At 42.5% G+C, this 21668-nt stretch carries 18 protein-coding genes; 9 read left to right on the top strand and 9 right to left on the bottom strand.

The window, feature by feature from the left end:
* Nucleotides 1–181: 181 nt before the first annotated feature.
* The 3 genes from KPY62_RS01805 to pheA form a co-directional block, all read right to left on the bottom strand.
* A complete protein-coding gene (locus tag KPY62_RS01805) occupies nucleotides 182–2512 on the bottom strand; it encodes a bifunctional prephenate dehydrogenase/3-phosphoshikimate 1-carboxyvinyltransferase (RefSeq protein ID WP_216583030.1) in 2331 nt (776 codons plus the stop codon).
* Between the two features lie 335 nt (nucleotides 2513–2847).
* Complete coding sequence (gene hisC / locus KPY62_RS01810) at nucleotides 2848–3972, bottom strand: histidinol-phosphate transaminase (protein ID WP_216580562.1); 1125 nt, start codon at nucleotides 3970–3972, stop codon at nucleotides 2848–2850.
* Between the two features lie 96 nt (nucleotides 3973–4068).
* Nucleotides 4069–5169, bottom strand: a complete 1101-nt coding sequence (gene pheA, locus KPY62_RS01815) for a prephenate dehydratase (RefSeq protein WP_416384047.1) — start codon at nucleotides 5167–5169, stop codon at nucleotides 4069–4071.
* 428 nt (nucleotides 5170–5597) lie between these two features.
* Between pheA and KPY62_RS01820 the strand changes: the two genes are divergently transcribed.
* Both KPY62_RS01820 and KPY62_RS01825 read left to right on the top strand, forming a co-directional pair.
* Nucleotides 5598–6536, top strand: a complete 939-nt coding sequence (locus tag KPY62_RS01820; protein WP_216580564.1) for a transaldolase — start codon at nucleotides 5598–5600, stop codon at nucleotides 6534–6536.
* Nucleotides 6537–6874: 338 nt separating this feature from the next.
* Nucleotides 6875–7312, top strand: coding sequence for a hypothetical protein (locus KPY62_RS01825; RefSeq protein ID WP_216580565.1), 438 nt, complete (start codon nucleotides 6875–6877; stop codon nucleotides 7310–7312).
* Nucleotides 7313–7514: 202 nt separating this feature from the next.
* Here the strand turns inward: KPY62_RS01825 and KPY62_RS01830 are convergent, their stop codons facing one another.
* Nucleotides 7515–8099 (bottom strand): adenine phosphoribosyltransferase, encoded by a 585-nt coding sequence (locus tag KPY62_RS01830; RefSeq protein ID WP_216580566.1) that lies wholly within the window; start codon nucleotides 8097–8099, stop codon nucleotides 7515–7517.
* A gap of 351 nt (nucleotides 8100–8450) precedes the next feature.
* On the opposite strand from KPY62_RS01830, the gene KPY62_RS01835 reads away from it, so the two are divergent.
* Both KPY62_RS01835 and KPY62_RS01840 read left to right on the top strand, forming a co-directional pair.
* Nucleotides 8451–8615, top strand: coding sequence for a rubredoxin (locus tag KPY62_RS01835; protein ID WP_201622842.1), 165 nt, complete (start codon nucleotides 8451–8453; stop codon nucleotides 8613–8615).
* A gap of 28 nt (nucleotides 8616–8643) precedes the next feature.
* Complete coding sequence (locus KPY62_RS01840) at nucleotides 8644–9675, top strand: alpha/beta fold hydrolase (protein WP_216580567.1); 1032 nt, start codon at nucleotides 8644–8646, stop codon at nucleotides 9673–9675.
* Between the two features lie 109 nt (nucleotides 9676–9784).
* Here the strand turns inward: KPY62_RS01840 and KPY62_RS01845 are convergent, their stop codons facing one another.
* Entirely contained in the window at nucleotides 9785–10807 is a 1023-nt protein-coding gene (locus tag KPY62_RS01845) for a WG repeat-containing protein (protein ID WP_216580568.1), read from the bottom strand.
* A 367-nt stretch (nucleotides 10808–11174) separates the two neighbouring features.
* On the opposite strand from KPY62_RS01845, the gene KPY62_RS01850 reads away from it, so the two are divergent.
* Complete coding sequence (locus KPY62_RS01850; protein ID WP_216580569.1) at nucleotides 11175–12107, top strand: DMT family transporter; 933 nt, start codon at nucleotides 11175–11177, stop codon at nucleotides 12105–12107.
* 125 nt (nucleotides 12108–12232) lie between these two features.
* Here the strand turns inward: KPY62_RS01850 and KPY62_RS01855 are convergent, their stop codons facing one another.
* On the bottom strand, nucleotides 12233–13669 hold the full coding sequence (locus tag KPY62_RS01855; protein ID WP_216580570.1) for a solute carrier family 23 protein: 1437 nt from the start codon (nucleotides 13667–13669) through the stop codon (nucleotides 12233–12235).
* Between the two features lie 629 nt (nucleotides 13670–14298).
* On the opposite strand from KPY62_RS01855, the gene KPY62_RS01860 reads away from it, so the two are divergent.
* Complete coding sequence (locus KPY62_RS01860; protein WP_201622837.1) at nucleotides 14299–15732, top strand: L-serine ammonia-lyase; 1434 nt, start codon at nucleotides 14299–14301, stop codon at nucleotides 15730–15732.
* A 196-nt stretch (nucleotides 15733–15928) separates the two neighbouring features.
* Here the strand turns inward: KPY62_RS01860 and KPY62_RS01865 are convergent, their stop codons facing one another.
* The 3 genes from KPY62_RS01865 to xthA all read right to left on the bottom strand — a co-directional run bounded on the left by KPY62_RS01865 (nucleotide 15929) and on the right by xthA (nucleotide 18938).
* Nucleotides 15929–16327, bottom strand: coding sequence for a DUF4377 domain-containing protein (locus KPY62_RS01865; protein WP_201622836.1), 399 nt, complete (start codon nucleotides 16325–16327; stop codon nucleotides 15929–15931).
* A gap of 309 nt (nucleotides 16328–16636) precedes the next feature.
* Nucleotides 16637–17872 (bottom strand): bifunctional glutamate N-acetyltransferase/amino-acid acetyltransferase ArgJ, encoded by a 1236-nt coding sequence (gene argJ, locus KPY62_RS01870; RefSeq protein WP_216580571.1) that lies wholly within the window; start codon nucleotides 17870–17872, stop codon nucleotides 16637–16639.
* Nucleotides 17873–18113: 241 nt separating this feature from the next.
* On the bottom strand, nucleotides 18114–18938 hold the full coding sequence (xthA, locus tag KPY62_RS01875; RefSeq protein ID WP_216580572.1) for an exodeoxyribonuclease III: 825 nt from the start codon (nucleotides 18936–18938) through the stop codon (nucleotides 18114–18116).
* A gap of 243 nt (nucleotides 18939–19181) precedes the next feature.
* On the opposite strand from xthA, the gene KPY62_RS01880 reads away from it, so the two are divergent.
* From KPY62_RS01880 to KPY62_RS01890, 3 genes are all read left to right on the top strand, one after another.
* On the top strand, nucleotides 19182–19787 hold the full coding sequence (locus KPY62_RS01880; protein ID WP_216580573.1) for a thioesterase family protein: 606 nt from the start codon (nucleotides 19182–19184) through the stop codon (nucleotides 19785–19787).
* A 3-nt stretch (nucleotides 19788–19790) separates the two neighbouring features.
* Nucleotides 19791–20663 (top strand): ABC transporter ATP-binding protein, encoded by an 873-nt coding sequence (locus KPY62_RS01885; RefSeq protein ID WP_216580574.1) that lies wholly within the window; start codon nucleotides 19791–19793, stop codon nucleotides 20661–20663.
* An 80-nt stretch (nucleotides 20664–20743) separates the two neighbouring features.
* A complete protein-coding gene (locus KPY62_RS01890) occupies nucleotides 20744–21535 on the top strand; it encodes an ABC transporter permease (protein WP_216580575.1) in 792 nt (263 codons plus the stop codon).
* The last annotated feature ends 133 nt before the right edge of the window (nucleotides 21536–21668 follow it).

Below are 21668 nucleotides of genomic sequence, written 5' to 3' on the forward strand. Positions count from 1 at the left end.
GATTACTATTGATGAAATGAAAAATAAAAAGCAATGTGCTAATGCCAATATAGACATCAACACATTGCTAACAAAGATATTACGGTTCGAACAATACTCAATAATTGATAGTTAATGGCTGACAGGGCTGTTATTTATTGGCACTGTTATTAGTACTGACATTAGTACTGTTGTCAGCAAATCAATCCGCATCAGCATGATTATCAGCATCGGCGTCAGCACCCCTATCCACTTCGACTGCCATACCGATTTGATTGGCAAGCTCTGCGAAACCTGGGAAGCTAGTGTTAACGGTCTCCACCCCTTCGATGACGATCTGTTTAGAAGCACGCAAGCTAGCAACTGTAAAGCTCATAGCGATACGATGGTCGTGATGTGAGGTAATATGACCACCACCAAATACTGGGTGGCTATTATTTACCACTTGACTGTCACTGCCCTCTACCCCTTGCCCTTGCCCTTGCCCTTGCCCTTCAATGATCAGACCATCTTCGGTAACTGTGCAATCAATACCAAGAGTTTGTAATCCCTCTGCCATCACCGCAATGCGATCTGACTCTTTGACTCTTAGCTCTTTGGCACCAGTCAACACGGTACGACCTTGAGCACAACTAGCAGCAATGAATAATACTGGGAACTCATCGATAGCCAACGGCACTAGCGACTCTGGTATCTCAATGCCAACTAGATTAGAGCTACGAATAGTGATGTCAGCCACTGGCTCACCACCAACGTGAGTCTCATTACTCAAGCTGATATCAGCATTCATGAGCTTAAGAATATCGATAATACCAGTACGAGTTGGATTGATACCTACTTGGGTCAAGGTCAGGGTGCTACCTTTGCTGATAGCTGCTGCCACCATAAAGAACGCTGCCGAGGAGATATCTGCAGGTACTGCAATATCACCACCTATAAGCTTACCACCGCCTTCAACACTAATGCGATTGCCTTGTACTTTTACCTCATAACCAAAGGCGGCTAGCATACGCTCAGTATGGTCACGGCTAACTTCTGGTTGAGTAACCGTAGTCGTCCCTTGCGCCCACAACCCTGCTAATAGTAAGCAAGATTTAATCTGTGCTGAGGCTACTGGCATATTATATTCAATGCCTTGTAGCGGTTCACCGACCTTCGCCCGACCCGTGATGCTCAATGGCGAAGTGCCGCTAGTACCAGTGCTTTGCACTACTGCACCCATTTGGCGTAAAGGCGCAGCCACCCGCTCCATCGGACGCTTGTTTAAGCTAGTATCACCAGTCAATACACTATCGAAGCTTTGTGCTGCTAGAATACCTGCTAGCAGGCGCATACTAGTCCCAGAGTTGCCCATGTAGATAGGAGTTTTGCTAGGCTTTAAGCCATTCATACCAACGCCATGGATAGTCAACTTGCCTTTGTCAGGCCCTTCAATAGTGACCCCCATATCGCGAAAGGCTTGCAAAGTGGCCAGAGCGTCTTCGCCTTCTAGAAAACCAGTAACTTGGGTGACGCCTTCAGCAAGGCTACCTAGCATAATACTGCGATGAGAGATGGACTTATCACCAGGAATGGCGATAGTGCCAGTGACCGTATGACTGGGCGAGATAATGTAAGATGCTGACATGGTAGAGATATCCGTATAAGGAGTGCTGGCTAACATATGGCCAAAATGTCGCCGCGCGGCTTGCGCGCGGCCCAAAAGTCCCATCAGGGCGGTTGAATCTTTATCGATAATAAGCTGACGTATATTCTTCAGGTAACTACTGTATTCATCAAGAGCACTAACTATCGAAGTTTGATTGGCAAAGAATATATCGTGCCACATCTTAGGATCGCTGGCGGCAATACGAGTAAAGTCACGAAAGCCTCCTGCAGCGTAGCGAAACATATTTAAATTGTCGTCATGACTAGCCAATTGGTCGACTAGATTGAACGCTAATAAATGCGGCAAATGACTAGTATGCGCCAGTATCGAATCATGGTGTTCAGCATCCATAGCCATTACTGTCGCGCCAATAGCCTCCCACAGCTGTCGTAGCTTAAAGATGGCTGTACGACTAGTCGTTGGTAGCTCACAGATAATGACGCTGTGATTGACGAATAAATCGCTGCGCCGAGCATGATATCCTGAATTCTCAGCACCCGCAATCGGATGCGCAGGTACTAAACCTATAGGCAATGAGGCAAATACGCTTTGAGCGGCCTCGACCACATTGAGCTTAGTAGAGCACACATCACTGATGATACAATCAGCTGCCAATCGACCGCTGTCTATCAGCGCTTTTATATCGATAAATACCGCTGATACCGCTTGTACTGGTATGGCAATGATGATCAAATCGCTACTAGATGCCACTGCACTTAACTCAGTACTTCCAGCATCTAGCAGTCCTTGCTCTATGGCTTCAGTCAGACTGAGCTGGTCTCTATCGACTGCTACTATTCGTGCGCTCAGCTGCTGGTCTCTTATCGCTTGCGCCACACTAGCACCAATCAAACCTAAACCTATAATGCATACTTGTTGAAACATAGGCGCATTGTCTAGCTGGCGTTTTTTATTGACTAGCGCCGCGACCGCTATGGACGGTTTATCATTATTATTCTGTAGGTTGTGCTCAATGTCGTTATTAATACTATGCTGACTGTTCACGGTTGTTCCCGTTATTCAAACTCACCTCTGTAAGCTTAGTTATAAGTTCAACTACCCGTTTAAATACTAAGTAGTAAGTAGTAAGTAGTAAGTAGTAAGTAGTAAGTATAAATGGCAGTAAAAAGCTACCGCCAGCAAAACCCTAGACGTTATCTTATAATTGAGAATCACTAAGATAAAAAGTCTTGCCAGCTATTAGTCACTGTATTAGCGAATTAATCGTTAACCAATATAGACCGCAAGGTATCAATCAGACGGGTGTTATCTTCGGCTGAACCGACGGTAATACGCAACCAGTTCTCCAAGCCATAGCCTATTAGCGGACGCACAATAACACCTTGCTCGAGCAAAGCTTGGTTGATAACGGCGGCATCTTCTATTTCTACCATGATAAAATTGGCATGCGATTTAACAAAGCCTAAGCCTAACGCATCGAATTGTTTTTTTAGCCAACGCATCTGCCCATCATTGATTCGGCGTACTTCTGTGATAAAATCCTGATCAGATAACGCGGCAGCAGCAGCGGCTAATCCCAAACGACTGACGTTAAAGGGTTGGCGAATACGGTTCAATAGATCTGCTACTGCTGCTGAGCTGAGTGCATAACCAATACGTAATCCTGCCAGCCCGTAAGCTTTAGAAAAAGTACGCACGATAATCACATTATCGAACTCATCCAATAGCGCTCTATTATTACTTTCAGGGCTATATTCGATATAAGCCTCATCTAATACTACTAGTACTGAGGTCGGCAAGCTAGCAACAAACTGGTACAGCTCATCACGATCTAGCTGGGTACCAGTAGGGTTGTTAGGATTCGCAATGAACACAACTTTAGTATTGGGATTGTCTTCTACCGCCTGACGCATAGCTTTTAGATCATGACCGAAACGCTGTGCTGGCACTTCAATACCAGTTGCGCCCTGCATTTTAGCCAACATTGAATACACCACAAAGGCATATTGACTATAGACAATAGCGTCATTAGTACCGACGAAACTGCGTGCTAAAATATCGAGCAAATCGTTAGAACCATTACCCAAAGTAATACATTCAATAGCAACGTTATTAAAATCGGACAATGCTTGCTTGAGATAGTAGCCCTTGCCATCTGGATAACGAGCCAGATTAGACAATTGTTCAGTAATCGCTAACGTCACGTAAGGTGAGCAGCCAGTCGGATTCTCATTACTGGCAAGCTTTACCACATCTGAGACCCCATATTCACGTGTCAACTCTTCAACAGGCTTGCCCGTTTGATAAGCTGCCAGCTCTAGAATGCTGTCATAAGCGGGCGCTGGACGTGTTGAAGGCTGATCAAAATCTTTCGAGGACTGCATAAGTTATCCTTAGATAGTATATCCATCTATGACTGGCTATCAATTACTAGCACTATTTATTATATTTTCCAGCATTACACCGTTTTAAGCTAGCGCTTATAGCACGGCTTTTGGATAGGAGCCTAAAATGCGCACATCTTTTACTAGTGGGCGAATATCAGCGATAGCGGCACTCACGTTAGGGTCTTGAATATGACCATCCATATCGATAAAGAAGACATAAGCCCATTTATTCGGACGCTCAGGACGAGTCTCGATACTAGTCATCGATACCCCATGATACGATAACGGCTTCAATATTTCGATCAGTGCCCCAGCTTTGTCATGAGCTGATACTACGATAGAAGTCTTATCTTGCCCAGAAGGAGCAATTGACTCATGACCAATGATTAAGAATCGGGTGGTGTTGCTAGGGTTATCTTCAATATTGGCATACAACTTATGTAGGTCATATTCTGCTGCGGCAACATCGCCAGCAATAGCGGCTGAATGCCATTCATTTTTTAGACGTCGGGCCGCCTCGCCATTACTAGAAACTGCGACACGCTCGACATTAGGATAATTGACATCTAACCAATGGCGACACTGCGCCAGCGACTGCTGATGTGAATAAATACGGCTAATACCATCTATTTTAGTATGTTCAGCAACTAAAAAATTCTGATGAATAGGTAACTCGACTTCACCAATTATCTTTAGAGTTGAGGATAAGAAGCCATCCAAAGTATGATTGACTACGCCTTCAGAAGAGTTCTCAACGGGTACTACCCCGTACATAGCTGTGCCCGCTTCTACTTCGCGAAAGACGTCAGTAATAGTACTAAGGGGCAAAGTATCAGCCGCTTTGCCAAAGTGCTTTAGAGCAGCGGCGTGGGTAAAGGTTCCTAAAGGCCCTAAAAAGGCAATACGCTGCGGCGCTTCTAAATCGAGACAGACTGACATAATTTCTCGAAACAAACGAGCCATTTTTTCATCCGCTATTGGGCCGATATTACGCGCCATTACCGCCTTTAATACTTGCGCTTCACGCTCAGGACGGTAAAAAATAGGATCACGAGCTGAAGGGTCATCGCTGTTAGCAACTTGAGATTTTTTGACGGTCGCTACTTGTTGAGCCAGCTTTGCACGATCATTAATCAACGTATGAATTTCACAGTCTACCGCGTCGATATCTTGGCGCAGACGATTAAGAAACATTTGCTCAGTTGAAATATTGTTAGAGTCTTCAACGCTTGGATTTGAATTATTATTTTGCTCTGCTGACTGCTCGCTCATTAGCGCATATCCTTTATTATTTCTGTTAACGATTATTAGCTTGCAAGAGACTACTGTGTTTAGCTATTAACATATAATCACCTGACCTTAAAGCATAACTTACTTGTCGCCCCTACTATAACAAAAACTGTGCATAGTGCCCACGGGTAAATAGGCTAAATGCGGTAAACAGCTTAAAATCAGACGCTTTAGCGCTCAGTACTCTATTGGTAGATAAATTAAAGTCTAAACTATGTTAAAGTTTCAAACTATTGCCTGTCAAAGCAATTTTTCTAACAGCGCAAACTTAATAGCAAGCAAAAAAGCAACACTGCTAAAACACTGAATTAATTATACGTTAAGGATTCCCAATGAGCTCACTACAGCAGCTTCGCACTATGACTACTATTGTTGCTGATACTGGCGATATTGCCGCTATTGCACGCCTAAAACCTATCGACGCTACTACTAATCCCAGTTTGATTACCAAAGCACTGCTGCAGCCTGATAACCATGCAATGCTAGCAGATATGATGAATCGTCATCAGGGTAATGTCGATGCGGTTATTGATGCACTAACCATTCAAATTGGTTGCGATATTCTACAGTTGATCGAAGGGCGAGTATCCACTGAGGTGGATGCTAGACTCTCTTATGATACTCAGGCTACTATCAACAAAGCTTTAGATTTTATGGCCGCTTATGATAGAGCCGGTATCGACTCTGAGCGAGTATTGATTAAAATGGCGGCGACTTGGCAAGGTATTGAGGCGGCGCGTTATCTGGAGACCCAAAATATCCATTGCAATTTGACTTTGCTCTTTGGGCAACATCAAGCGATTGCTTGTGCTGATGCTGGAGTGACTTTGATATCGCCATTTGTTGGCCGTATTCTAGACTGGCAAAAACGCCAACAGAATCGTCAAAATGTACCCGCTTCTGATGATATGGGTGTACAGTCGGTCAAGCTTATCTATCAGTATTACAAACAGCATGGCTACAAAACTCAAGTTATGGGGGCCAGCTTCCGTTCTGCTGAGCAAATTCTAGCGCTAGCCGGTTGTGACTTATTGACTATCGCACCGAACTTAATCGATGAGCTAGCAGCAATGGATATTGAGGTTGGTCGTCAGCTATCCCCTACTATATCAACTGATATGGCTATTATGAATAAGGTAAGCTTGACCCATGAGCAGTTCAGCCAAGCCTATCAGCAAGACAAAGTCACCCAAGATTTATTACCTAAAGGTATCGATGGTTTTATCAGTGCACATGATGAGTTGGCGCAGACTTTAGCGGCTATGCGCTAGTTAATCAGCATGGACTTTAACTATAAGCTAAACAGGCTTTCTTATAAATCAGAAAGTGCCCCTATTGGCCTAGCTAAAAGTATTTATAAAGTCTGTACTTAGTCTATATTTCAACTATGATTAGCTGATTATAGACTAACTATAAACTGCCTTTATCAGCCATTATTTCATCTTAATGTAATTACAACACGATAAGCTCAATAAAATAGCACTTTTAATCCACTATAAGCAAAACTTAGTACCCACTTTGCTAGCCAATGTATTATCATACTCGAGTAATACTTACTCACAGGACTGAACTATTGATTTGGTTCTGTTTTAATTAATAAGGATGTTCCATGCTAAAGTCTACCTCCAAAAAACAACCACAAGAAGTTTTTATCCACATCGTTCACAGTAAGCGCCTAAAGCCTTTAAAAAAGCAGCCAGCGGTTAAGTGTATCCAAGCAACAGGCCACATTGATCAACAGTATCTAGCTGAGTTAGCGGGTTCTGATGAGTATATCTCAATCGCCTTTTGTTACAAAAACTATAACGAAGAAGCCAATCCACGCTTAAGTGAAAACGAGAGCTGTGCGGTAATCAGTGTAGCCAAAGCGAAAGAGTTATTACATACTGAAGTTCTAGCCGAAGAAGCTTTGAGCGCGGTAAGTATCATTTTGTTCAGTGCTGTATCACAGACTTTTGGTGGGTTCTTGACCGATGGCGAAACCAACAAGCGTTATGTACTGTCTAAAGGTACAGAGTATGCTGGCTTGTCATCAGTGGTATTATAGAACCCCTATATAGATCTTTTGTAAAGTCATGGCTCTAAGCATATTACTGCTAAGACAATGATTTAAAAACAGTAGATTTATAATAAAAAAGCGCCCTGACTTTATAATCAAGGCGCTTTTTTTGCTTTAGTACTTATGAAATACCTTGAGCTACTACCATTACCAGCTCAAGCTTTTGAAATGGTAGTTATAAAAGACTGTTTTAAATCTTTAGAACCGTATAAACAGGTACTGGAAATTCGCCGTGTAGCGCCACTAAATCTAATAACACTAATGCCCCTACTACTGTATGACCAGCGGATTTGCACAGCTCATAAGCCGTAGTCAAAGTGCCACCAGTTGCCAAAATATCATCGACCAACAGTACACGCTCAGGGGGCAAATTGTTTTGCATCTCTAGCGTATCTTTACCATACTCTAGTGCGTAGGCCTTGTTTGCCACTGGTGGCGGTAGCTTACCCGCCTTACGTAGCAGTATAATGCCTTTTCCCAATCGTCCTGCCAGCAAGCTTGCAAACACAAATCCACGGGCTTCAACAGCCCCTAGACAATCCACCTCCTCCATTAATCCTGCAGGTAGCGACGCCAGCATAGCATCGATAACTGCCTCAACGTGGTTACGTAGTAATGGAGTGATATCATAAAAATCAATGCCCGCTTTAGGGAAGTTAGCTACAGTACGAATGACTTGCCAAAACGGATGATCAGTATTGAGATTATCGGTGTTACGATTAGTCGACGACTCAGATATGGTTTTCGCTTGCTTGTCAGTAGTAGTAACACTCATAATAACCCTTAACTTGGACGGCTTGAATAATTTAAGATTCATCTTACATAAGACAATCTCTTATAAAAGATAAAAATTAACGCTGGATATAATAGCATAATCTTGCGGCTTTTTTTGACGGATAGCGCTAGCTAATACTTGAGAATAAATACGCTCTAAGCCTAGCTGGCACGAAACTATAGCCCAATACAGATATAAAAACATTTTAATGAGTACTCTGCAGTTCCAATATACAACTGTAAACTTAACTTTATATAGCACGGTTATATGCTAAACTGTGGGCGTTTTTATGGTGTAAATTTAGCAAGTAACGCTTTTAAAGCATAATAGTAATTATTGATAGGACGGTGTATGAAACGTTATGAATGTATTGTCTGTGGCTGGATCTATGATGAAGAACTAGGTTGCTCCGAAGAAGGCATCGCCCCTGGAACTAAATGGGAAGATATTCCTGATGATTGGACTTGTCCTGAGTGTGGTGTTGGCAAGTTAGATTTTGAAATGATGGAAATCTAAGTAGATGACATGCTAAGCGGGAGATATCATGATCCATTCGAATAAATCAAGCCAAGATAAGGTTGCCGATGTGGCGACAGGAACAGCTTACTATCCAAATCCTGCATGGGAGAAGTTCGGTGCGCATAATTGGCGTACCTCTGACTTAAGTGAGCACCTTTATCAGGCCATGATCGATATCGGCGATAATATTGAGCTGTGTGTCGAAGCCGGTGGTAATCCAGACCATCCCCCATTATTGATGGTGATGGGTCTAGGCTCACAAATGATCTTTTGGCCAGATGATTTTATCAAGCGTCTGATTAATGCTGGATTTTTTGTGATTCGTTTTGATAATCGTGATATCGGCTTATCCTCTAAAGTTCAAATCGAAGGATTGCCACGAATCAGCCAACTCAAAATGATGCTACGCTTGCAGACAGGTCTATCTAATAAATCAGCACAAGTCGCTTATAATTTGACCGATATGGCAGAGGATACGGTACGTCTGATAAAGGTGTTACAACTAAAAAGAACGCATTTATTAGGAGCGTCGATGGGTGGTATGATTGCCCAGATTGTCGCTGCTCGCTATCCCAGCTTAATAGATCGTATGGTATTGATGTTTACTACTACCAATCGGGCATTTTTAAAGCCACCACGACCTAAGCAGCTCTATACTTTGATTAATAGACCGGAAAGCCATTCTGAACGTGATATTGTTCGGCACAGCGTCTGGTTCATGAAGACTGTAGGGACGCCCGGTCATGTCAATGTCCGTACTGTACGTGAGATTGCCAAGTTACGTTATCAGCGCAACTTTCATCCTTTAGGAACCGTACAGCAACTCAATGCTATCTTATCATCGGGCTCTATTGCGCGTTTTAGTAAGCAAGTCAAAGCCCCGACTATCGTCATTCATGGTAGTGCTGATGGTCTATTGCCCTCCTCGCAAGGTCGGGTAGTAGCTAAGACTATTCCTAAAGCCAGCTTTCATCTGATTGATGGTATGGCTCATGATATCCCTGCCTACTATCAGCCATATTTAGTTGATTTGATAAGCAAGCATTTACTGTACTAATTGCTTAATAGATGCTGCAAATTAAAAAAGGGTGAGACTTATAAACAATCTATAAGTCTCACCCTTTTTTTTGCTGTTAAAAATACTATTATAGAGCTAACCTTAGTGGTTAATCGCAATCGACAACGTTGCCTTGTGTGCCTATACAGATCTTAGTGCCGTTCTTTAGAGTACCGATCCAAGCTTTATCTTGGTTAAAAACAAACATCGAGGCGTTCTCAGCATTTTGAGTCTCCTCACTATTGCTAAAGTTAAACGGAATAACCAACTCACCACCTAAATTTAAGAACCCCCATTTATTATTAATACGTACCCCAGCCAGTCCTTCAGAGAAAGGTCTTACTTCATTGAACGAATAAGTAATCATTATGGTTTTTTGCTCATCAACAAAGCCCCATTTACCGTCTTGCTGATCGGCTTTTAAAGTGGTAAAAGTTTTGGATGTTACTACGGTGGAGCTTGCTAGTGGTTTGTCTATTGCAGATGCCAATGCCGATGCTTGCGCAGACCCCGCCTTAGTATTATTACTATTGGCATTAGCATTAGTATTGTTAGCATTAATACTACTAGGCTCGCTAATAGTATTGCCTTTGCTATCCAGCTTGATATTGACTTTATTCTTACGGGCTTTGGCGACACCATTACTATAGTTATCAATATCACTAAAGGCTGAGGAGAAAGGCACAATAGTTTGATTGCTATTGTCGATCACCCCATAGTTACCGCCTTTTTTGACTACAATACGTCCCTCGGAAGCTGCTCGTGCCCAGCCCCTAGACTCTCCTAACACATCGTATATCAGCGGGATAACGGTTTGACCTTGCATATTGACATAACCAATACGGCCACTACGCTGTACTGGTATTAACCCAGCAGCTATTTTGTCGGCAGCCACTTTTTGATACGCTGATAAATCAACTACCGGCTTGCCTTTACTATCGATAAGAGCTACTGGTGCACCATAATCTTTACTGGCCAAAAAATAACCGTTCATAGAAGTACAAGCGACGTTTTTATAATAACTTTTAGGTGTTTTGCAGCTCGCAGCTTGTGCTGTTGGCAAAGTAAGCACTAACAGCAGCGAACTACTGAGCAGCCATCCTACTGTTGCTTTGAGTGCTAAAGCAGGCATGGATAATCTGGGGTTTTTTGTAGGCTTTAAGGTATAGCATCGAGACATAATAGAACCTAAGCGGAGTGTAGTGCTGGTAAGGTTTATAGGCAATGTAATAATCAGTGTAACCCTTTTAAATATTACAAGCTTAACAAATGTAGACCTCAGTACCCACTTGTATTCTGTAAGGGTGTGACCCTAGGCTTTAGAAACGGTTAGCTATTTGTCGCTAATTGAGCGGGTTGCTTGAACAAAAGCGCTCGACCTTATTGAGCCATATCGAGGCCTATTAATACTAGCCGTCTTTAGCTTTTAGCCGAAAAGGTTTACCATAGGATTTTTTATATCGCTTATTGATAATAGCGGATTCACACGAGGGCAACTTATGGCCGATTCTGCTTCACGCTCTGCTTCTATCGGCTTAGTCATTGGCTGTATTATTTTTGGCTTAGGCAGCTTAATTGTCGCTCATGTCGATATCGGTGGCTGGGCAATGGCGTTTTGGCGACTGGCTATCTCCGGTGTGGTTTTTGCTATCTTAGCAAAAGTGGCCGGCCAACGGCTACCCGCCTCTCGACGAGCTATCGTTTATAGTTTGTTATCTGGCGCATTTCTTGGATTCGATTTAGCGCTTTGGCATGAGAGTATTCATGCTGTTGGACCAGGTATCTCAACCTTACTCAACAGCTTACAAATCTTCTTTTTAGCGGCTATTGGCTTTGTCTATTTCAGCGAACGCCAGTCTATTTTGCAGCTACTCAGCCTCTGCCTAGCTATGCTAGGAGTGGCGATGATTGGCAGCCCTGAATTTGCGCAAAACTCAGCTGCCACTTGGGGGTTTGTCACTGGCATTGTTTCAGGCGCGATGTTAGCGGCCTCGATGACTTTTATTCGTAAGACTCACGATACCGAGCCGACACCGATATTTGTACTGATGCAGCTAATTAGTATTGGTGGGGTACTGGCGATGATAGTACCGATGTTATTATTTGATCAAGGTAATATATTACCTAATAGTTGGTCTGAGCTTGCTTGGGTATTGGTCTATGGCACAGTAATGCAGTGCTTAGCTTGGGGCCTGATTGCTTATTCTATTCCTAAGCTCTCACTAACCTTAGTCGGCTTGCTACTGCTCACTGAGCCGATTGCCGCTTTGGTTATAGACTATAGCTGGCTTGATAAACCGATTAATAGCTTACAGTGGGCCGGCGCTCTACTAACTATGTTTGCTATTTTTTTGGGCTCACTCAAGCCCAAACCTCGGGCCCTAAGACGTTATCGCTTCTTTGCAAAGTTCTATAAGCGTAACTATAAATAATAGGGTTAGGCACAACATCCCTGTTAACCTTATCGGTAATAAAAAAAAGCTTGAATCTAATCAGATTCAAGCTTTTTTCTTTTATAACGGCTACAAGTCTTAGTGATGAATCAGCTTTATAACTCTTAGCCTTTTTGGCGATTAAATAAAGCGTTTAGGATGATAGCGGTCAAAGTTGCTGTACCGATGCCACCCAAATCGAAGCTGCCTAGATGCAAGCTAAAGTTACCTGTACCCATAATTACTGTCACGGCGGCAATAATAAGATTGCTATTCTTACTAAAGTCGATATGGCTGTCTATCCATATTTTAGCACCAGCGATAGCGATCAGACCGAAGACTACAATAGAAGCACCGCCTAATAATGCTGCTGGAATAGTCTGAATGACAGCACCAAACTTCGGTGATAATCCTAACAGAATAGCCACTACCCCAGCTATCACAAATATAGTAGTACTGTAGACTTTAGTGACTGCCATTACCCCGATGTTTTCAGCGTAAGTAGTCACCCCTGTACCGCCAAAACCTGCGGAAAAAGTAGTCGCTAACCCATCTGCAAAGAACGCTTTGCCCATATGAGGGGTTACGCGAGTTTTAGTCATGCCTTCAACCGCTTTGAAATGTCCAAGGTTTTCGGCAATAAGAATAAAGGCGACGGGTGCTATTAATATGATAGCGCTAAGCTCAAAGCGTGGGGTATGAATACTAGGCAAGCCAAACCATGAAGCTGTAGCAACCCCACTAAACTCAATCGGCACCCCAAATCCCATTAGGTTGCTGACGATATAATAGGTGATATAAGACAGTATTAGGCCGACTAGTAATAGTAGGCGTCTGAGCATACCGCGAGTAAATACCGCCACGCCACTAATCAACAGCACCGTAAAAGCTGCCATCCAAGCATCAAATTGGTTGGCAGATACCCCTTGAATAGTCACCGGCGCTAAGTTAAGACCAATGATCATCACAATCGCCCCAGTAACGATAGGCGGCATCAAGCGCTCAATCCAGCCAGTCCCCGTTTTCATCACTAGCAAGCCGACTAAGGCATAAATAATACCACAGACCATAATACCGCCTAAGGCGACATCTAAGTTGTTATTGAAGCCGACGCCTGCATAGGCAGTAACCGCTATCACTGGTCCAATAAAGGCAAAACTAGACCCTAAGTAACTGGGCATACGTCCACCGGTGATGATAAAGAACATCACGGTACAGATACCTGACATTAAGATAGCTAAGTTGGGATCAAAACCCATCAGTAATGGAGCTAGCACCGTCGAGCCGAACATAGCAAAAGTATGTTGCACGCCTAGTAGCAAACTCTTAGAGGGCGGTAGATACTCATTGATACCTACCGGATTACGATCTATATCACCTTTGAACGGTCGCCAAGTAGGGAACCAACGGCCATTTTCAAAATCTGGATTGTCAGTATATTGCCTCTTTGCGCTGCTAATACCAGCATTTTGCAAAGCGTTAGGCTCATTATTAGATGGCCCATTAGATGAATGACTATCTACAGCTTTAGATGAGGATGAATGCTCTGAGGGAGGTGTCATGCGCGCTTTTCCTTTAAGGCTTGATATTATAAAGCGATATCCTTAACTGACATCAAAAGATAACTGGATAAAATTGGCTGGTAACAGTATTGGGCTGGACTGACTAGCCACTATATTACCTATATTGTATGACACTAGCGTATTTTGCTAGCTGTCAACGATTGGATATGCTTAACTAACTCCACTAGGTTGAGTCTTCACAAGGTAAGCATATTTTTCGGCACTGCCATATTTACAGGATGTTACATAATCATAGATGCCGAGCATCATAACGGAATTCAATAATAAACAACAGCTATTATTCACGTGTCTCACGTACTCTTACGTTTAAAAATTTCTATAGACCCTAGCACTAACTTATCTTTTTGCCTGCCTTACAAGCGACTGTTATCGATGCTATTTACTTTGGTATTTATGCTAGTGCTTATACTGATAGCTATGTTAATAGTTAAGTTAACAGTTATGCTGCTATTGATCGTTATATTTGCTAGCTAATTACTGGCTGATGAGCCCCTCAGCTAAACTCTAAAACTGCCCGAAAAACCAGATAAAAAATAAATAATTTTTCAATATAAAGCGGTGTATCATCACCACATTGACTCCCTTTAACTTCTCTTTGGTAATTGACTATGATTAGTGTATTTGATTTATTTAAAATTGGTATTGGTCCATCAAGCTCACATACGGTAGGCCCAATGGTAGCAGCTAATTTATTTTTAGTCTCCCTACTCAAGCAAGCAAAACTGACTGATGTAACCGCTATTGAGATTGAGTTGTACGGCTCTTTAGCGGCAACTGGTAAAGGTCACGCTACCGATACTGCCATACTGTTAGGTTTACTTGGACATAAGCCAAGTACTATTGACACCCGCTTAACAGACCAGTATCTAACGCCGATATTTTCTGAGCAGCAATTGAACTTATCAGGTGAGCATAGCGTCGGCTTTGATATTGAACGCGATATTCGCTGGTACGGTGACACGGTATTGCCTTATCACCCTAACGCTATGACTATTTGCGCTGTATTAGCTGACGGCACTCGCTATCAGCAGACTTATTACTCCGTAGGTGGTGGCTTCGTCATCAATGAAGAAGATGCCAACGATCCTGAGCAAGATAGTGCTGCGCCAACTATTGGTCGCATTCCTTATCCCTTTGATAGCGCCGCAGAGCTACTTGAACAATGCCACCTGCATAACTTAACGGTTAGCGAACTAGTATTAGCCAATGAGTGTCACTATCGCCATAAAGATGAGGTTTATGCTTATCTAGATTCGATTTGGGAGGCGATGCAGGACTGTGTCACTAGAGGTTGTGAAAATGGTGGTATCTTACCAGGTGGCTTAAACGTTAGGCGTCGGGCGCAAGCTCTGCATTTGCAACTTTGTGCCGAAAAAGATCTTCCTGCTACTAAAAGTGATAAATTAGCAGCGATGGATTGGGTAGATTTATATGCCTTGGCGGTTAATGAAGAAAACGCTAATGGGGGCAACGTAGTGACTGCTCCGACTAATGGTGCTGCTGGTATTATCCCAGCAGTCATGCATTACTATCGTGATTTTATCGCCAGCTATAGTAATGATGGCGCGCGTAAATTTTTATTAAACTCTACTGCTATTGGTAGCCTAATTAAGCAAAACGCTTCTATTTCTGGTGCGGAAGTTGGCTGTCAAGGTGAAGTTGGTTCTGCTTGCGCTATGGCGGCTTCTGGTCTAGCTGAGATTATGGGCGGCGATCCTGCCAAGTGCTTAAACGCTGCTGAGATTGGTATTGAACATAACCTAGGTCTAACTTGTGACCCTGTCGGTGGCTTAGTACAAGTACCTTGCATTGAACGTAATGCTATGGGCGCGGTCAAAGCCATCAACGCTGCACGTCTAGCCTGCCGAGGCAATGGAGAGCATTTTGTCTCTTTCGATAAAGTAGTCGAAACTATGAAACAAACTGGCGCTGACATGCTAGATAATTATAAAGAGACTTCACGTGGTGGTCTGGCAGTTTATGCCGATAATCGTATTCCTACTGTCTCTCAAGGGGTCAGTGTCAAATACAGTCAATGCTAATACTTTGTATATTTTCCAAATACTAACAGTATTTTAATATCACAAGATAAGCAAAAAAAGCCTCTAACGAATTAGAGGCTTTTTCTATTGAGCATTGCTGTCAAATATTATAGCTATCAGATTAAACAGTTATCAAATTAAAAACTTATAAATCAAACAGCTATCTAATCAAATAATAACCCAACTTAGGCAATGATTACTCTGCAGTCTTTGAAACCACTTCATTCAAGATCCACATAGGCTTAACCGTACCAGCCGCTTCGTCAGCTACCGCTTCTTGACGTAAGTCTAGGATATAGCGATAGTTTGGCTCATAAGTGAACCCTTGGATGTTACCATTCAAAGTATTGTAGTTCTTTTGATAAGTTTGACGATACTGAATACATTCAGCTTCAACAACATTGCCATCATTAGCAGTATATTCACAGATAGCCTTACGTGGGGCAATCTCTACTTTAAAGCTTGGAATGTTAACGACTTTAACGTTTACAGACTGGCCTTCAACAACCATAGTGCGCTCGTTATCCAAGCCCATAGTAGAACAACCCGCTAATACGAAAGTTGATGCTAATGCTGCTAATACTAATTTTTTCATTATGCTATTCCTCAGTTAATAAATGTTTTATGACTGTTAAATTATCTACATGATCTTTTAGAATGCTTGCTATTGCCAAAACAATTGGCAATAAGCCTTTACCTCGTCAAAAGCTATGTATCTTATTTTTTTGCTGCGATAAGTATAGACCGCTTAAAACCTTGTACTCTATAACTGCTTTGTAATTAAACGTCAAAGTTTGCAACAGCATTCGATCTCAGTCTTATATTTATACCCTTAAACTGGTGCAATAGCAGTTTCTGTTAAACCCTGAATAAGCACTGGGGTTACTTATCTAAAACACCCTGATCAGCTGCGATAATCAGCATTAATCTTCACGTACTCATAAGATAAATCACAAGTATAAACCGTATCACTAGCACTGCCTCGTGCCAAATCAATATGAATAGTAATCTCAGGACGACTCATGACCTCATTACCTGCTTGTTCGTTATAACTAGGTGCTACTACGCCATTCTGACAGATCATCACTTCGTTCAACCATACATCGACTTGTTCTGTATCTAAATCTTCAACGCCAGCGTAACCGACTGCTGCTAATATCCGTCCCCAGTTGGCGTCACTAGCAAAAAATGCAGTCTTAACGAGGGGCGAATGGGCAACGGCATACGCCACATCACAGCACTCTTTAGTAGTCTTACCACTCGTAACTTTAACCGTTATAAACTTAGTAGCCCCTTCTCCATCACGCACAATCAGTTGGGCTAAGCGCACAAAGACAGCCGTTAATGCGCTAAATAACGCTTGGTAATGAGGATGTTCTGGACTATCAATAACCTCAGCGCTGGCTTTACCGGTGGCAATTAGTACACAACAGTCATTAGTCGATGTGTCGCCATCTACGGTAATACGATTAAAGGACTGCTCATTAATGGCAGTGAGCATCTCTTGTAATAGATCAGCTGCGATGTTGGCATCAGTAGCAACATAGCCAAGCATAGTCGCCATGTTGGGACGAATCATTCCTGAGCCTTTAGACATCCCAGTGATATGGTAGCTGATACTACTATCACCACTAGTTATCTCTACTTTTTGGCTGGCTACTTTGGGTATAGTATCAGTAGTACGGATACCGTCAGCAGCGGCTAACCAATTGTCCGCGCCTAGCTGAGACAATGCTGTATCTAGTCCCGCTACTATAGCCTCGCTGTTTAATGGCTCACCAATGACCCCTGTTGAGAATGGTAATACCATTGTCGTATCAACTCCAGCTTTACTGGCTAACGCTTGGCAAATATCCAGTGCACGGCGTTTACCATCAGCACCAGTACCGGCATTGGCGTTACCCGTATTAGTCACTAGATAACGGGGACTATTAGCAGCAAAATGCTCACGCAATACTCGTACTGGCGCTGCACAAAATGCATTTTTGGTAGTGACCACTGCGGTATTAGCGCCTTGCGCAATCTCTATTACCACTAAATCATTGCGGTCTTGGTAACGTACCCCAGCGGCAGTAGCACTTAAAGTAATGCCATCGATAGTATAAATAGTATTTGGTACTGCAACATTGCCAACAGCCATAGTGACTCCTTATTATTGGTAGATTGTTATTAATAAATTATGATTAATAAATTATTTTTAGTGGTCGCTCATTAGTAGGTCTAACTATTTATAGATATAACTGCGCGTAGCTATAGCTAAGAGTAGATATAAGCAGTAATTATTAACAGGAGGCGATCAAAAGTGCTGTTTAGAGTTGACGTCTAACAGCACTAGCTACTATAACTAACTGACCTTGAACTTTATGTCGATAAGGTAACAATTAAGATTTGCTTAAGTCAAACTTTGACCAAATAGGAGCATGATCAGAAGGCTTTTCCATAGCACGTAGCTCATAGCTTATACCAGAGTCTAGACATTGCTCAGTGAGATCTGGGGTACATAAAATATGATCAATTCGCATACCACGTTTAGGCTCGTCATTAAAGCCACGGCTACGATAATCAAACCAGCTATATAGCTCATTGCTTTCTGGATAATGCTGACGATAAGTGTCGATAAGATCACGTGACATTAGTGCTGCATACCATTCGCGCTCCTCTGGCAAAAATGAAGTTTTACCATTTTTGAGCCAACGCTTAGCATTTACTTCACCAATACCAATATCGATATCTTCAGGAGCAATATTCATATCACCCATGACTATTAATGAGCGTCCTTCAGCTTTTAGCGTATCAATATACGCCATCAAATCAGCATAATAAGCACGTTTCATAGGGTATTTAGTCGGATGATCTTGACTCTCACCTTGTGGAAAATAGCCATTAAGCACATCTATCTCACGGCCCTGTAATAGATAACGGCCATGAATAAAACGCTTTTGCGCCTCTTCATCTTCACCAGGAAAGCCTTTTTGCACAAAGATAGGTGGCTCTTTAGACATCAACGCCACGCCATAATGACCCTTTTGTCCAAAGTACTCTACGTGATAACCAAGACCTTCTACATCATCAATAGGGAACTGATCATCATGTACTTTGGTCTCTTGTAGACCTATGACATCAGGGTCGATTATATCGCGTAAAGCCTCTAGCTGATGTGGGCGGGCACGAATACCATTAACATTAAAACTGACAAAACAAGTCATGCATAATCCTATTCTTTTTAGTGGGTTTATTAACAGCGTTTTACTTTAAAAAATATATAATTTTAATGAGCTACTGACATAAACTTTGCTTGGCTCTAGTGGTTAAGCTAAAGTATAAATATTATGGCTGTTATAAGTACTATGACTACCGCTATTGTCTTCTATAATGCTAGTCTGATAGCCAATAATACGCTAAAAACACTAGTAGACACGCCTAATCATTAATATCTATTGAGACACTTTATGACTAATCAAAAAATAAGCAGTACTGCCAATCTATTACTACAAACCACGCCTCTATTCGCCACCGATTACCATATCTATATCAATCATACCGATGCTGGCGGCATAGTCTATCATGCCAATCATTTAGTGTTTTTTGAGAACTGCCGTCGTGACTGGTTTACTAAGATTGGACTTAATACCTATTTTTTGCAAGCTGATGATGGTCAAATCCAACATTTTGTAGTCAGTCAAGCTGAGCTGCAATACCGTAAAGCTATCTTTCTCGATGAAATTATCACTGTGCAAATCGATAAAGTTGACCTAAAACCAGCCAGCATTATATTTTATCAAAGCATTCACCGCCAATCAGCAGTAGCTGATTCACTAGCCACTACCAGTCCTAGTAGCAGCCTGTTAAGTAGCGCTAGAATTGTCATCGCTTGTGTACAAAATCAAATCAAAAGTGAAACGCCTTCGCCAATTGAAAACTCAGCGGATAACCAAGCAGCGACTCAAGCACCAGCAGCTGCCCCTAGTGCCGCGCCTATTAGACCGATTCGAGTACCCAAAAAGCTGCATCATCTCATTGAGCAAGCCATGATTCAGCATGCACAAGGTCAATAGCCGTTGCCAATTCCTGCTGCTATTAATAACCAGCCCTTATTGAGCTTTAGTGAGCTCAGTGCGCGGGGCACAGCTTCCCTAGGATCTCATACTGACAGTAGTATCGGGACTAGTAACGCTGTTGCTAAAACTGGCACTAACGCTGCCAAAGCATCTAAACCTTATAACTTAGCTAGCATTTATAAAGCAGTTAAAAGCTGGTTTGGCAGTTTATGGCGCCAATCACTATCGACCCAGCTACCCTTAGAGACTCAGCGGCCCTTACTACTTGACGGTGCGAATGGTCAGCTATTAGCAGGACAATTGACAGTCTTAACTGGGCCCTCAGGCAGTGGCAAGTCGGTACTGCTACGCTTGCTTGCCGGCCTAACCTCAATCAGTACAGGCGACATTGATCTTAATGGGATTAGTATTTTTGATTCGTCGCCTATCTACTGGCGAGCTCGAGTGGCGTTGCTCAGTCAGCATCCACAGCTAATAGAAGGCAGCGTCCTTGACAATCTACAGCTGCCTTATACTCTAGATGCTCATCATAATCAGCAGTTTGATAAGCAATGGCATCTTAAACAGCTGAGCTATTTGCAGCGCAACGAGCAGTTATTATATCAGTCAACTGCCTACCTATCAGGTGGTGAACGACAATTAGTAAATATCCTGCGATTATTACAATTAGACCCCCAAGTACTGCTATTAGATGAGCCCACGACCGCTTTAGACCCACAGACCGCAGCAGACTTGATTAGACTGTTGCTTAAGTGGCTGCATGATGACTCAAATCGTGCGCTACTATGGATAACTCATGATATCGATAGCATTATGCCGTTTGCTGATAGTCATTGGCAGATGCAAGCGGGGCAGCTGACTAAGCTGGCCTAAATCAGATCTACGATTAAATGTATTTTACAGCTTAAACTCGCCCTGATAAAAATGGCAAACACTTTTGATGATAAGCCCCTATGACTAACACTAATGAGCTGCAAATCTTGCTAACCACTACTGATATAGCTTTGGCCAGCAGCTTAATTTTGCTAGTCATGTTGGTATCTTGGCGCTTACGTTTGCACTTAGGCTCTACTTTGCTGATAGCAGCGGTACGTACTATTGTACAGCTGAGCTTTATAGGGCTGATACTAGCTTGGGTGTTTGCCCGTGAGCAATGGTATGAAGTGCTATTGATTCTAACGATGATGACTTTGATCGCCGGTATTGCTGCCAAAAACCGAGTCCAGCGGGTGTATAAAGGCTTGTTTACGGATACTTTGCTTGCCGTTAGTTTATCAGCAGTCCTAGTAACTACTATTGCTATCACGATAATATTGCAAGTTAGTCCTTGGTACACCCCGCAGTTCATTATTCCGATTCTAGGTCTCATACTGGGCAATTCGCTTACCGCTATCTCTTTGACTAGCAATCAGCTTGTCGAGGCTTTTTATAGTCAGCAGCCACGAATTGAGATGATGCTATCCTTATCCGCCACCCCTTATGAGGCGATACACACTCCGATGCGAGCCGCTATTATCAGCGGTATGACCCCTACTTTGAACTCCATGCTGGTGGTCGGTATTGTTAGTTTACCGGGAATGATGACCGGTCAAATACTTGCGGGTGCTGATCCAAGCCAAGCGGTACGCTATCAAATTGTGACTATGTTTTTGATTTGTGCCAGTAGTACTCTTGGCTGCACTTTGAGCGCGCTACTCACTTATCGCCGATTCTTTAATGCCGATAAGCAATTTGTTCTTCCTTAACTACTGTTATCCGATTTTTATTTAACTTGTTTAAATTATTTAAATTATTTGAAGTTACGTTTTTCTATGATTTTCTAAATACTTGTAAACGCTTGACTGTGAGGACCAACATTACAAAGCCTCCTCACCTTAC

The organism is Psychrobacter sp. TAE2020 (assembly GCF_018919485.1).
In the GTDB taxonomy this organism is placed as follows: Bacteria; Pseudomonadota; Gammaproteobacteria; order Pseudomonadales; family Moraxellaceae; genus Psychrobacter.

Excerpts from the sequence above, each read along its gene's own strand:
- KPY62_RS01805 (WP_216583030.1), bottom strand. The coding sequence starts at position 2,512 with ATGTTTCAACAAGTATGCATTATAGGTTTAGGTTTGATTGGTGCTAGT.
- hisC (WP_216580562.1), bottom strand. The coding sequence starts at position 3,972 with ATGCAGTCCTCGAAAGATTTTGATCAGCCTTCAACACGTCCAGCGCCC.
- pheA (WP_416384047.1), bottom strand. The coding sequence starts at position 5,169 with ATGTTTCTTAATCGTCTGCGCCAAGATATCGACGCGGTAGACTGTGAA.
- KPY62_RS01820 (WP_216580564.1), top strand. The coding sequence starts at position 5,598 with ATGAGCTCACTACAGCAGCTTCGCACTATGACTACTATTGTTGCTGAT.
- KPY62_RS01825 (WP_216580565.1), top strand. The coding sequence starts at position 6,875 with ATGCTAAAGTCTACCTCCAAAAAACAACCACAAGAAGTTTTTATCCAC.
- KPY62_RS01830 (WP_216580566.1), bottom strand. The coding sequence starts at position 8,099 with ATGAGTGTTACTACTACTGACAAGCAAGCGAAAACCATATCTGAGTCG.
- KPY62_RS01835 (WP_201622842.1), top strand. The coding sequence starts at position 8,451 with ATGAAACGTTATGAATGTATTGTCTGTGGCTGGATCTATGATGAAGAA.
- KPY62_RS01840 (WP_216580567.1), top strand. The coding sequence starts at position 8,644 with ATGATCCATTCGAATAAATCAAGCCAAGATAAGGTTGCCGATGTGGCG.
- KPY62_RS01845 (WP_216580568.1), bottom strand. The coding sequence starts at position 10,807 with ATGCCTGCTTTAGCACTCAAAGCAACAGTAGGATGGCTGCTCAGTAGT.
- KPY62_RS01850 (WP_216580569.1), top strand. The coding sequence starts at position 11,175 with ATGGCCGATTCTGCTTCACGCTCTGCTTCTATCGGCTTAGTCATTGGC.
- KPY62_RS01855 (WP_216580570.1), bottom strand. The coding sequence starts at position 13,669 with ATGACACCTCCCTCAGAGCATTCATCCTCATCTAAAGCTGTAGATAGT.
- KPY62_RS01860 (WP_201622837.1), top strand. The coding sequence starts at position 14,299 with ATGATTAGTGTATTTGATTTATTTAAAATTGGTATTGGTCCATCAAGC.
- KPY62_RS01865 (WP_201622836.1), bottom strand. The coding sequence starts at position 16,327 with ATGAAAAAATTAGTATTAGCAGCATTAGCATCAACTTTCGTATTAGCG.
- argJ (WP_216580571.1), bottom strand. The coding sequence starts at position 17,872 with ATGGCTGTTGGCAATGTTGCAGTACCAAATACTATTTATACTATCGAT.
- xthA (WP_216580572.1), bottom strand. The coding sequence starts at position 18,938 with ATGACTTGTTTTGTCAGTTTTAATGTTAATGGTATTCGTGCCCGCCCA.
- KPY62_RS01880 (WP_216580573.1), top strand. The coding sequence starts at position 19,182 with ATGACTAATCAAAAAATAAGCAGTACTGCCAATCTATTACTACAAACC.
- KPY62_RS01890 (WP_216580575.1), top strand. The coding sequence starts at position 20,744 with ATGACTAACACTAATGAGCTGCAAATCTTGCTAACCACTACTGATATA.